A 12,139-nucleotide genomic window follows, 5' to 3' on the forward strand; every position below is an offset into this window, starting at 1 on the left:
CCGGTTAGCTTCGTCGATGGTTACTGCTCCGGCTCCGCCAGCAGGGTGGCGCGGATCACCTGCTTCCATTCATGCAGCATGCGATGCGCCATTTCCTCCTCGCTCATGATGGCAAAGCGGACGGATGCGCCGATCAAATGGCTGAACAGCTGCGTGCGCGCCTCGAGGTCGATGCGGCTTTCAGCCGGAAGGAAAGGCCGAATGCTTTCCAGGAAAATTTCGGCGACACGCTTGCTGTGCTGTATGTTGAGCCGGAGGATATCCCTGTCGATATCGGTACCGAGCCAGACGCCGATATAGGCGGGATCGCTGCGAAACTCGCGATAATACCAATCGATCATAGTGCAGACGAGCTCGATGGCGTGATCGAGTGATGTCACGAAGGCAAAAGCCTCTCCGACCTTTTGCCGGATGCGGCTGGAATGCCGTTCGAGCAAGGCGCGGACAATCGCCGCCTTGTCCGGAAAATACTGATAGACAGAGCCGATCGGGATTGCCGCAACCGTAGCCAGCTCTGTCATCTTCATTGCGCTCACCCCCTTCTCGGCGATCAGCGCGGCCGCAACCGACAGGATGGCATCAACACGCTGGATGCTTCGCTCCTGCTGTGGCCTCTTTCGAAACGTAATGCGGTCGGGATTATCCGGATTCATGCTCTTCCCGTTTCATTCTAGCACTGAACGACGCTCAAGCGCGCAGACGCTATGACATCCGACGCGTTCAATGCACGTAAACGGGAAAAGTCCAATTTTAATCATAACTTAGGAGCAGGCGCGAACTCCGGAACGAGGGCCAAAACATGGTTTCGGCCCTCGTAATCGGTAAGCCCGCATCCTGAACCTGTGCCGTTCTAGGACACGTATTTCTTCAAAAATTCCACCGTCCTTCCCCAAGCGAGGTCGGCCGCCTTCTTGTCGTAACGGGCAGCCGAGGTATCGTTGTTGAAAGCGTGATTGACGCCGTCATAGACGAAGATCTCGAAGGTCTTGCCGCCGGCCTGCAGCTCCTTGCGGTAGGCATCGATGCCGGCATTGATGCGATCGTCGAGGCCGGCGTAATGCAGCAACAGGGCCGCCTTGATCTTCGGAACCTCGCCTGCTGACGGCTGCGCGCCGTAGTAGGCAACGCCAGCCTTCAGCTCCGGTGAGATAGTCGCGAAACGGTTGACGAGGCCGCCACCCCAGCAGAAGCCGACGGCACCGACCTTGCCGTTGGCGCCATCCGTTTTGGCGAGATAGGTCAGGCTCGCCTCGGCATTGGCGGCCGTTAATGCCGGATCGAGATTGGTGAACATGTCGCGGGCCTTGTCCTCGTCCTCGGGCGTGCCGCCGAGCGGAGACAGGAAATCGGGCGCCAGCACCACAAAACCCTCCAGCGCCACCCGACGGGCGACATCGCGGATATGCGGGTTGAGGCCGCGGTTCTCGTGGATGACGATGACACCGCCGAGCTTACCGGCCGCATCTTTCGGGCGGGCGAGATACCCCTTCATCTCGCCCTTGCTACCGGCAAAAGTCACATCCTTGGTTTCCAGCCTGTTGTCATCCGCGGCAATGACCTCGGCGCTTGCCTTGTTGGCGGCAAGCAGCGGCGCGATGGCAGCGGCGGCACCGGCCGAACCTGCGAGCTTGGTCAGCTTTTCCATGAAGCCCCGACGATCGAGCGTCAGATGCGTGTATTCGTCATAGGCGTTGATCATCGCCTGCGTCACGACCGGCTTTTCCGTGCTCATAATCCTCTTCTCCCTGTTTCCCCGGCAGCAGGCAACAAACGACCGGCCACCCGCTGACAAGATAGGTCAACCGATGTCGGCGTAACGGTAAAGGAAAAACACAAACGCGTTACCGCAGGTTGCGGCTTGCGGAATGCAGGCAGCCTCAGGAGAAGGCGAGCCAGATGCCAAGCCAGCCCCACATGCAGACCAGGGCTGCAAAGCCGAGAGTGAAGAGCGGGCTGCGATAGCGCAGATCGTTGCTGGTCACATGCACGAAGGCATGCGCGTAGCGCGTGGCGACGAAAATCCAGGCGAGGATTACGGCCGGCAGATTATCCGCCTGAGCGGTGTAGAGGACGATACAGCCGACATAGAAAAGCAAGGGAAGCTCGAACTGATTGGCGAGGCTGTTTCGCACCACCAGGCTTTCCGCCGGTTCGTCGGCTGCATGGTTTTCGCGGAATTGTGCGGGCTGAATGCGGCCGGCCTTCACCAACACGCGGCGGCGCCATCCGAGGAGCGCATAGAGGATGAAGACCAGCACCGCATGCGCCATCATGGGCCAGAACATTTCATAGCCAGTCACGCCGCCAACTCCTTTGGAACTTCCGAAAGCCGAACCACTGTATAGCTTTGTCCTTAAATCGATTCCGATTTAAGGACAAAGCTATACAGTAGATCTAAAATGCTACAGCGACTTTTGCGCGTCACGTATGACGCGCGGCGCCGTAGTCAATCAGGACGGCCGCGTGCCGTCCGGCGAGAGGTAGCGAAAAATCGCAAAACGGGCCAGTAGAATAACCGTCACAACCAGCGTCAGGAATTTCAGCCGCACGATGATCGGCAGCAGGCCCGCCAGCAGCGATATCGTGGCATCGGATGGCATTGCGGGCGGATAGAGCATCAGGCCGGCGATATTCTCGGCATAATCGACAAGCGTGTAGAAGATCGGCAGGCAGAAGATGACTGCGGTCGCGCCCGGTGGAATCGGCCGGCCGAAGAAAAAGCCGCCGGGGCCGACCAGCCGCATTAGGCAAAACAGCAACCCGCCCAGCACCAGCGGGAAGATCAGCTCAGGCCCGAGATACATCGAATGCAGGATGGTCGCCGGATCGGGGTGATCCTTGAGGTAACGGATCATGGCGATCACGTCGTCGCGCTCATAGCCGCCGATACGCGCATCGAGCATCTGCTGGCCGGCTGCGGCATTGCTGAACGCCCGGACGAAGCCGGCCTGAATCCAGGCAAAAAGTGCTAGGGAAAGAGCCGCAAGGATCGCCGCCAGACCCTGTAAGGACCTGGCGTTGCCCGAAGCGCGATCTGCCATCGATCAGCCGCCTGCGCCAGGATAGTTCGGGCTTTCGCGGGTGATGGTGACGTCGTGGGCATGGCTTTCGCGCAAGCCAGCGCCGGAGATGCGCACGAAGGTCGCGCGCTCCTGGAACTGCTTGAGATCGGCGCCGCCGACATAGCCCATGGCTGCCTTGAGACCGCCTGCGAGCTGATGCAGCACGCCGGAGACAGGACCCTTATAGGGAACCTGGCCTTCGATGCCTTCCGGAACGAGCTTCAGCGTGTCACGGACCTCGGCCTGGAAGTAGCGGTCCGCCGAGCCGCGCGCCATGGCGCCGACGGAGCCCATGCCGCGATAGGCCTTGAAGGACCGGCCTTGGTAAAGAAAGACTTCGCCGGGGCTTTCGTCCGTGCCGGCAAGCAGCGAGCCGATCATGACAGCCGATGCTCCGGCGGCGATCGCCTTGGCAAGATCGCCAGAGAATTTGATGCCGCCATCGGCGATGACGGGAATATTCTGTTCCCGCGCCGCTTCGACAGCCGACATGATAGCGGCAAGCTGCGGCACGCCAACGCCGGCAACGATGCGGGTGGTGCAAATCGAACCGGGGCCGATACCGACCTTGACTGCATCGGCGCCGGCATCGATCAGCGCGCGCGTGCCGTCGTAGGTAGCGACATTGCCAGCCATGATGCGGACGGAGTTTGAAAGCTTCTTGACGCGGGTGACGGCATCGAGAACGCGCTGAGAATGACCGTGGGCGGTGTCTACGACCAGAAGGTCGACGCCAGCCTCGATCAGGCGTTCGGCACGCTCGAAACCATCGTCGCCGACATTGATGGCCGCGGCGGCGCGCAGGCGGCCCTGCGCATCCTTGGAAGCGTTCGGGTTAAGCTGCGACTTCTCGATGTCCTTAACAGTGATCAGGCCGACCAGACGGCTATCGCCGTCGACGACGAGCAGCTTTTCGATACGATGCGTGTGGAGCAGGCGCTTGGCTTCCTGCTGCTGTACGCCATCCTTGACCGTCACGAGATTTTCGCGGGTCATCAGCTCGTAGATCTTCTGCTGGGGATCGGAAGCGAAACGCACGTCGCGGTTGGTGAGGATGCCGACGAGGCGATGCGATTTCTCGACGACCGGAATGCCGGAAATGCCGTGCGCCTTCATCAAGGCGAGCGCTTCGGCAAGCGTAGCGTCCGGACCGATAGTGACCGGATTGACCACCATGCCGCTTTCGAACTTCTTGACCTGACGGACTTCTTCAGCCTGTTGCACCGGCGTCAGGTTGCGGTGGATAACGCCGATACCGCCGGCCTGGGCCATGGCAATCGCCAAACGGCTTTCGGTCACCGTATCCATCGCCGCTGAAATAATCGGCAGGTTGAGATCGATATCCTGAGCGATCCGGGTGGCGACATTCGTCTGGCCGGGCATGACCTCGGAGTGTCCCGGCTGCAGGAGCACGTCATCGAATGTCAGAGCATCCAACCCGGTTGGCGTTTCAATAATGCGTGCCATGGCCAATTCCTTCGTCTGTGAAAAACAGGAAAGCCCGGAACGAATCGTCTACCGGGCGATCTTGCAAGTGTTGCTTGGAAGTTGGCGAGGGCTGGTAACACGTCTATGACAGGAAGGGAATAGCAAAAAGCGATGGGCAGCTATGCTAAGCCTTGGTTTCAGTGAGGGATCCAACCTCTACGCTGTGATAATCTCATGCAAATGACTATTGAGGATTCAGACAAGGTGGCACTTATGACGTTCTGGATAGCGAACATCATTGGGTTGGCGATCGCTTATCTGCTCGGCTCCATTCCCACGGGCTATCTGGCGGGAAAACTGCTCAAGGGCATCGATCTTCGCGAGCATGGCTCCAAGTCCACCGGTGCAACTAATGTATTACGCATCCTCGGAAAATGGCCCGCTTTGGTGGTGCTCCTGGTCGATGTACTGAAAGGCGCAGGGGCGATCCTCTTTGCCCGTTGGCTCTATCCTTGGCTCGACACACTCACACCGGTCGCTTCGCCGACGGCGCTTGATCCGAACAATCAACAGGTCTGGGTGCCTTGGGCGATTTGCTTGGCCGGGCTCGCCGCATTGCTGGGGCATAGCCGTCCGATCTGGTTGAATTTTCGAGGCGGCAAGTCCGTCGCAACTGGATTGGGCCTATTGCTGGCGATAGCCTGGCCGGTCGGCTTGGGCGCCGTTACGGTGTTTGGGATTTTGCTGGCCGTGTTCCGGATTGTTTCCCTGGGATCGATCCTGGCCGCATTGACCGCGATTGCCCTTATCTGCGGCCTGGAGCAGCCGTTGTCCTATCGATTGTTGGTCATTGTGGGCGGTGTTTACGTCATAATACGCCATCGCACCAACATTCAGCGGCTGCTGGCGGGGACAGAGCCTCGCCTTGGGCAGAGTGCAGCGGCCCAGAATTGAAGCCGGCATCGCACATTTGGCATGTGCGATGCCGACGCCCCCAATTGGCTCACAGATCGAACTGGTAGCTCTTCGGAACATAGCGAAAACCTTCCGGCTGCTTTTCGACGAAACCGACGGCGGGGAAAGGCATGTGGAAGCCGAGGAAGGGGATGCGGTCGGCGGCGATCATGTCGAAGATGCGGCGGCGGGTTTTGGCCGCCTGCGGCTTGTCCAGATCGAAACGCACGTCCCAGTCCGGACGGCCGAGCGACAGGACATAATGGTTGGCGGTGTCGCCGGTCATGACGAGCTGCTTGCCGTCGGATTCCAGGTGGAAAACGAGATGGCCGGGTGTGTGACCTGGTGCCAGCATCGCGGTCATGCCGCGGACGATCTGATCGCCATCCCTAAGGAAGGTCATCTTCTCGGCGAAGGGCACGACGTTGGCGAGGACTGCCTTGTGGCCGCCCTCGGCCGGCGTTCCCTCGCGCGCCTTGTCCGTCCAGAACCCGTATTCGATTTCGCCTGCGACATAGCGAGCATTCGGAAAAGCAGGACCGCCCTCCTCCGTCAATCCGTTAATATGATCGCCGTGCAGATGCGTAAGCGCAACAACGGTGACCTGCTCCGGCGTGTAGCCGACGGCCTTCAGCCCCTCGCGAAAGCGGCCAAGGCCACGCGCGCGACCGGCTGCACCAAAGCCGGTATCGACGACAATCACGTCGGAGCCCGTGTCAATGATGGCGGGCGCATAGCTGTTCACGAGTTTTTCCGTCGGCAGGAAATTCTGTTCCAGTAATTTGCGAACGGTGTCGGGCGCCTGGTTCGAGCCGAAGGTCTCCCAGGGATTGTCCATGATGCTGGCACCGTCCTTGACGACGGTGACGGTGCAGGATCCCAATTTGAACCGATGCGTATCCGGGGGCAGGACGGCTGTCATGAACTCACTCCTTATGTTGATGCGCAGCGTAAGCCGCGCCTATCGTCGTCGCCGGCGACAGCGGACCGGAAGTTGCGCGTCTACAACCGAAAATTTGGTCATGACAAGACAATCCAATTCCGCTAATACACCGACGACGTTTTATGCGCTTAGCATTTCCATGCTCTTAGCATATGTCAAATCCTGCTTTCCATGCCCTGCGATGGCGGACATCACGAAGACGTGATCCCCTGTCGTCCATGGAGCGAAATCCGGGATTGGCAGCGACCTCGCATAGGACTACAGAGCGGCTGATTGTGCCAACAGCGATAGCCTTACCGAGACAGACCTATCGAGGCGGATGCCCATGAATCGCATCGTTCCATTGATCCTCGCCGTAGCCCTTTTCATGGAACAGATGGATTCCACTGTCATCGCGACAGCGTTGCCGGCCATCGCCAACGACCTCCATGTCGGTCCGATCACGCTGAAGCTGGCCCTGACCTCCTACATGGTGTCGCTCGCCGTCTTCATCCCGATCAGCGGCTGGATGGCGGATCGCTTCGGCGCGAAGAACATCTTCCGCGTCGCCATCTGCGTCTTCGTCATCGGTTCCATCATGTGCGCCTTTTCGGGCGGCCTGCTGGAATTCGTCTTCGCCCGCTTCCTGCAGGGCGTCGGCGGCTCGATGATGACGCCCGTCGGGCGCCTCGTGCTGGTGCGCACCACGCAGAAGAGCGACCTTGTTTCAGCCATGGCGCTGCTTTCCATCCCGGCGCTCGTCGGCCCGCTTGCCGGCCCGCCGCTCGGCGGCTTCATCACCACCTATGCTTCCTGGCACTGGATCTTCCTGATCAACGTGCCCGTCGGCATCCTCGGCGTGATCCTGGCGTCGATCTTCCTACCTGATGTTGAGGCGACCAAGCCACCGAAACTCGATGTCATCGGTTTCCTTTTGACCTCCTTTGCCGCCTCCGGGGTCGTCTTCGGCATGTCCGTCATCAGCCTGCCGGCGCTGCCGCCCTATATCGGCATCTCGGCTGTTGTCATCGGCTTTGTCTGCGGCTTCCTCTATGTCGGTCATGCGCGCCGACACCCGGCGCCGATCCTCGATCTCACCCTGCTGAAGAACGCCACCTTCCGCGCCTCGGTGACGGGCGGCACGCTGTTCCGCATCTGCATCGGCGCCATGCCGTTCCTGACACCGCTGATGCTGCAGCTCGGCTTCGGCCTTAATCCGTTCCAGTCCGGCCTCATCACCTTTGCCGGCGCGATCGGCGCGATCTCTACCAAGTTCATCGCGCGGCGCGTCTTCACTGCCGTCGGCTTCAAGACGGCACTGCTTTCGGCTGCTGCCGTCACGACAGTCACGACGATCTGCACCGGCCTTTTCCAGCCGTGGACGCCGCATCTCATCATCGTCGGCATCCTGCTGATCGGCGGCTTCTCGCGCTCGTTCTTCTTCACCGGCGTCAATGCACTCGCCTTTGCCGATATCACCGACAAGCAGGCGAGCCAGGCGACGTCGATGAGCTCGGTCATGCAGCAAATCAGCCTGGCGCTCGGCGTGGCCATTGCCGCCATGATCCTCGAAGCCTCGACTTTCTTCAGCGGCACGCAGCTGCAGGTTCGCGATTTCCACATCGCATTCTTCTGCATCTCGATCCTGACGGTCGTTGCCACCATCCCCTTCATCCGCATGGATCGCAGCGCCGGCGCCATGGTTTCCGGCCATAAGGCTGGCCTCAAGCGTGTCGCGGCGGTACAGCCGCAGGTGGAGCAGACGGTCGCAAAGTGACGGTCCAGCCCTCATTGCGCTTCAGCCAAACGGCAGCGCAATGAGGGTTTCGTCAGTTTAGCGATCGAGGGGCGCCGGATTTAGCGTTCGGCGGCGGCTTCCGCCTCTTCCGTCTCGCCTTCCGGCTTCCGACCCTTGAAGCCTTTCGCCAGCAGGAACATTTCCACCGACTCGGCCCTGGACGCGCCGGGCTTTACATGGATGACCTGACGGAAATTCTGCTTCAGGAAGGTCAAGAGGTCGCGCTCGGTGCCGCCCTGGAAGGTCTTGGCCAGGAAATGCCCGCCTTCGGCCAGCACCTCGACGGCGAAATGTGCCGCGACCTCGCAGAGATGCATCGTGCGCAGATGGTCGGTCCGGTGATGGCCCGTCGTAGGCGCGGCCATATCCGACAGCACCAGATCGGGCGTACCTCCGACCGCATCGATCAGCCGCTGCGGCGCATCCGGCTCCAGAAAGTCGAGCTGCAGGATGCTGACGCCTGGAATCGGCGCCATTTCCAGGAAGTCGATAGCGGCGACGCGGATATCCTCCTCGGTCGAATCGGTTACCTTGGCAGCGATCTGCGACCAGCTGCCCGGAGCGGCGCCCAGATCGATGATGCGGCGAGCACCCTTGAGGATCTGATGCTTTTCGTCGATCTCCAGCAGCTTGAAGGCGGCGCGGGCGCGGTAACCTTCAAGCTGGGCGCGCTGCACATAGGGATCGTTGATATGGCGCTGCAGCCATTGGCGCGACGAAGCCTTCAGCTTCTTTTTCTTGACGCGCTGGCCGAGCTTGCGGCCCGTGCGGTTGCCGGCGATGGTTGGCTTGGTCACGTCTGCGGCCCCTTCATATCCCTCGGTCGATGACCCCGGCGCGAGCGACCCCGCCGCCAAACGCCATCGTCTGCCATCATGTCGGTCAGCAATCCCTCGCGCAGGCCGCGATCGGCAACGCGCATGCGCGGGCTCGGCCAGCGACGGCGGATCGCCTCCAAAATGGCGCAGCCGGCCAGCACCAGATCGGCACGATCCGGTCCGATGCAGGGATTGGCGGCGCGGCCGGCAAAATCCCAGGACAAGAGCTTCGCCTGCATCGCGCTCACTTCGTCATCCGAAAGCCAGACGCCGTCGACCCGGCGCCGGTCGTAGCGCGGCAGATCGAGATGGACGCCGGCAAGCGTCGTCACCGTGCCCGAAGTTCCGATCAGATGGAAGTCGCCGTTGTCGCGCGCGGCGCCATGCACCGGCGGGCAATCGAAACGCTCGAGCATGCGCTGGACTTCGGTGACCATCGTCTCGAACAGTTCAGGCGTTACATCGCGACCGCCATGCCGCTCGGAGAGCGTGACGACACCGACGGGCAGCGATGTCCAATGGGTGATGTGATTGGCCAGCCGGCTGGAGCGATTCTCGCCGATCCGAATGACGGCAATCTCGGAGGAGCCGCCGCCAATATCGAACAGCACGACCGAGCGCGCCTCCGGCCCGACGAGCGAGGAGCAGCCCGACACGGCAAGCCGCGCCTCGGTTTCACGGTCGATGATTTCGAGCTGCAGACCGGTTTCTTCGGTTACGCGAGACAGAAACGCTTCGCCATTGTCAGCGGCACGGCAGGCTTCGGTCGCGATCAGCCGCATGCGCCGGATTTCGCGCGTCTTCAGCTTGGCCGCGCAGATGCGCAATGCCTCCACTGCGCGATCCATGGCATCGCTCGACAGACGTCCGCTGGCTCCAAGTCCTTCGCCGAGGCGCACGATGCGCGAAAAGGCATCAACCACCCGGAACTGGCCCGGACGTGTCGGCTGTGCAATCAGCAGACGGCAATTGTTGGTGCCGAGGTCGAGGGCCGCATAGAGGTCGAGTGGCCGGGAATCGGCGTCGGCATAGTGGTGATGTTGGCCCTGCCCTTCACGGCGCGGCGGCGATTGCCTGATCTGGCGATGCTCGTCATGGGCCACTGACGCATGCGCGTTCGAAGGTGCATTGGCAGGCGCGACGATCTGCGCCACTTTCTCATGCACCAGAGGCCGGCCCTGCAGGCCACGCTTGCTGCGATGCTTGCGCCGGTTCTTGCCGCTTTTATGCGAAGACGGCTGGCCATGATCCGGCGAGGCACGATGCTCAGCCGGTGCCGAAAGCTGCTGTATCTGGGAAGCAGACTGCGCGCCACCTTGGGCTGCGCGTGCACGGCGCCGGCGCTTGCGCTTTTTGGCCGGTAAGCCAGCCTCATCCTCTGCTGGGCGTTGCGCCACCTGGCTGGACTTGCCTGCCTGGGCGGCCTCCGCAGAATGAGCGTTCGGACGGCCGTGACCGCGCTTACGCTTCGCGCGCCGGGAGGATTTACCCTTCCTGCGCTCTGCTGCCGACGCCCCGTCTGCCTGCGGCGCTAGGCCGCTGTCGGGGTCACTCACGTATCTTTTCCACCGCGCCGCGCAAGGCCCCTGAGGGTATGCTGCTGGCACTCGTTCGATTTTCGTTGGGCAAAGAATACCAGCAGGATGGGTTTTCGCCAAATTCTTTTTGAATCACGCCATTTTAGTCGCGCGCCAAACAGCCATCAGGCGATCAGATGCGCCCTTACATCAGCCGCAAGTTGCTCCATCCGGTCGATCGGCGCATGCCCGATCAGCATGAAGGCGTGGGTGGCGCTCGACCAATAGACGACATTCATGCCCTTGCGATTTTCCATGTCCGGCGCCGCCGCACCCTTGGCGGATCGGACGATGCAGAGCGCCATGGGACCACTTTCCGGATCGAGATAGGCGATCTGAGCCAGCGGCTTGCTGTCATAATTCAGGATCTGAGCACGCTTGAACTCGATGCCCGGCATGGCGACGGCTTCGGGCGCCAGCGACAGATTCAATTTGGCACCGACTTCATTCAATTGCGCAACCTGCTGCGCGCGATCGCCGGCCGGAGCACTCAGCGTATCCACCGTGTAAAGCGAGAGATATTCGGCCACCACTGCACGCCATTCGGCATCCTCGTCCGGCTGCGAACGCTTACGGCCGATACCAATCACTGCACGGTCGACAGCAATGGCGGCGACGAAACTCGCGGCCATTGCGGCCAGGAAACCGCGGCGGCCGATGCCAGCGGCGCGGACCTTGTCCTCCTTGGACGAGGGAATGGCGGCAAGCATGGCATCCAGCTTCGCAGCCGGTGCCTCATCAAGCATCGGCTGGAATGCCTCTGCGAAGGGCAAGGTGCTGCGCGACAGAAAATCGAATCGTTCCGCCACCTGCTCGTCGTCGGCGATCAATCGTTCGATCCGCTCGCGCTCGGCAGCATTCAGCTCGCCATCGATGAAGGCGGTGAGCTGCTCGTCCGAGGGCATCTGTCCTTTATGCGATTCACTCATTTCCATTCCCCAGTCGCTCACCTCCGGATGATTTTCCGTCCGCCGCTATCCCCATGCCTTCGGCGAGTTTCGCCCGCGCCGCCGCCAACCGGCTCATGACGGTGCCGATCGGCACATCAAGAACGTCGGCCACCTCGCGATAAGAAAGCCCTTCGACATAGGCCAGGAACACCGCGGTGCGCTGCGCTTCCGGCAGGGCCTGAACGCGCTGCAACACCTGCCCGGCCAGAACATGCGTTTCGGTTTCGCGAGCACCATCAAATACGAGTGTCTCATCGGCATCGACAAAGCCCTGCCCCATACGCACTCGGCGCGATCGGACCTCGTTCAGCCAGATCGAATGCAGGATGGCAAAGAGCCAGCGGTCGAGCCTCGTGCCGGCGGTAAACTGCGCCGCCCGTTCCAGAGCCCTGACACAGGTCGCCTGTACAAGATCGTCGGCCACGTCGCGCTGACGCGACAGCACGACACCATAGCGCCACAGCCGCGTCAGATGTTGGGACAGGCCTGCCCTGATATCCTCTTCGCTCGCTATGGCATCCTCCGCCGCTTTCGCATGTCCGGGAGCCGCCGATCTTTTTGGCGGCTCCGTTGCCGTCAGACTATAAGCAGAAATTGCGCCACGAGCGACCGGCATCACTCCCATATCCC

Annotated in this window: 12 protein-coding genes; 2 read left to right on the forward strand and 10 right to left on the reverse strand. The window is 61.2% G+C overall.

Annotated features, from left to right (window positions below):
- Window positions 1-20: 20 nt before the first annotated feature.
- From AC13RM_RS19650 to guaB, 5 genes are all read right to left on the reverse strand, one after another.
- Window positions 21-653 carry a TetR/AcrR family transcriptional regulator gene (locus AC13RM_RS19650; protein WP_285174458.1) on the reverse strand — a complete coding sequence of 211 codons (633 nt, stop codon included), beginning with the start codon at window positions 651-653 and terminating at the stop codon, window positions 21-23.
- Between the two features lie 197 nt (window positions 654-850).
- Window positions 851-1,732 (reverse strand): dienelactone hydrolase family protein, encoded by an 882-nt coding sequence (locus tag AC13RM_RS19655; protein WP_374820104.1) that lies wholly within the window; start codon window positions 1,730-1,732, stop codon window positions 851-853.
- A gap of 145 nt (window positions 1,733-1,877) precedes the next feature.
- Entirely contained in the window at window positions 1,878-2,300 is a 423-nt protein-coding gene (locus tag AC13RM_RS19660) for an MAPEG family protein (RefSeq protein WP_374820102.1), read from the reverse strand.
- A gap of 150 nt (window positions 2,301-2,450) precedes the next feature.
- The gene (locus AC13RM_RS19665; protein ID WP_374820100.1) at window positions 2,451-3,041 is read right to left on the reverse strand and encodes a hypothetical protein; all 591 of its coding nucleotides are present in this window, start codon (window positions 3,039-3,041) and stop codon (window positions 2,451-2,453) included.
- A gap of 3 nt (window positions 3,042-3,044) precedes the next feature.
- A complete protein-coding gene (gene guaB, locus AC13RM_RS19670) occupies window positions 3,045-4,529 on the reverse strand; it encodes an IMP dehydrogenase (protein WP_374820098.1) in 1,485 nt (494 codons plus the stop codon).
- A gap of 234 nt (window positions 4,530-4,763) precedes the next feature.
- Between guaB and plsY the strand changes: the two genes are divergently transcribed.
- Window positions 4,764-5,444, forward strand: a complete 681-nt coding sequence (gene plsY, locus AC13RM_RS19675) for a glycerol-3-phosphate 1-O-acyltransferase PlsY (protein WP_374820276.1) — start codon at window positions 4,764-4,766, stop codon at window positions 5,442-5,444.
- A 49-nt stretch (window positions 5,445-5,493) separates the two neighbouring features.
- Here plsY and AC13RM_RS19680 read toward each other — a convergent pair whose 3' ends face one another.
- Window positions 5,494-6,366 (reverse strand): MBL fold metallo-hydrolase, encoded by an 873-nt coding sequence (locus AC13RM_RS19680; RefSeq protein ID WP_374820096.1) that lies wholly within the window; start codon window positions 6,364-6,366, stop codon window positions 5,494-5,496.
- A 346-nt stretch (window positions 6,367-6,712) separates the two neighbouring features.
- Between AC13RM_RS19680 and AC13RM_RS19685 the strand changes: the two genes are divergently transcribed.
- Window positions 6,713-8,143 carry an MFS transporter gene (locus AC13RM_RS19685; RefSeq protein ID WP_374820094.1) on the forward strand — a complete coding sequence of 477 codons (1,431 nt, stop codon included), beginning with the start codon at window positions 6,713-6,715 and terminating at the stop codon, window positions 8,141-8,143.
- 80 nt (window positions 8,144-8,223) lie between these two features.
- Here AC13RM_RS19685 and AC13RM_RS19690 read toward each other — a convergent pair whose 3' ends face one another.
- From AC13RM_RS19690 to AC13RM_RS19705, 4 genes are all read right to left on the reverse strand, one after another.
- The gene (locus tag AC13RM_RS19690) at window positions 8,224-8,961 is read right to left on the reverse strand and encodes an RlmE family RNA methyltransferase (RefSeq protein ID WP_374820092.1); all 738 of its coding nucleotides are present in this window, start codon (window positions 8,959-8,961) and stop codon (window positions 8,224-8,226) included.
- Window positions 8,958-10,538, reverse strand: a complete 1,581-nt coding sequence (locus AC13RM_RS19695) for a Ppx/GppA phosphatase family protein (protein WP_374820090.1) — start codon at window positions 10,536-10,538, stop codon at window positions 8,958-8,960. The genes AC13RM_RS19690 and AC13RM_RS19695 overlap by 4 nt, the downstream gene beginning before the upstream one ends.
- Before the next feature lie 146 nt (window positions 10,539-10,684).
- Window positions 10,685-11,488 (reverse strand): anti-sigma factor family protein, encoded by an 804-nt coding sequence (locus AC13RM_RS19700; RefSeq protein WP_488555437.1) that lies wholly within the window; start codon window positions 11,486-11,488, stop codon window positions 10,685-10,687.
- Entirely contained in the window at window positions 11,481-12,125 is a 645-nt protein-coding gene (locus AC13RM_RS19705; RefSeq protein WP_285174578.1) for an RNA polymerase sigma factor, read from the reverse strand. Before AC13RM_RS19705 ends, AC13RM_RS19700 begins: the two co-directional genes overlap by 8 nt.
- Between the last annotated feature and the right edge of the window lie 14 nt (window positions 12,126-12,139).

This window comes from Martinezella sp. CNPSo 3732, assembly GCF_057784515.1.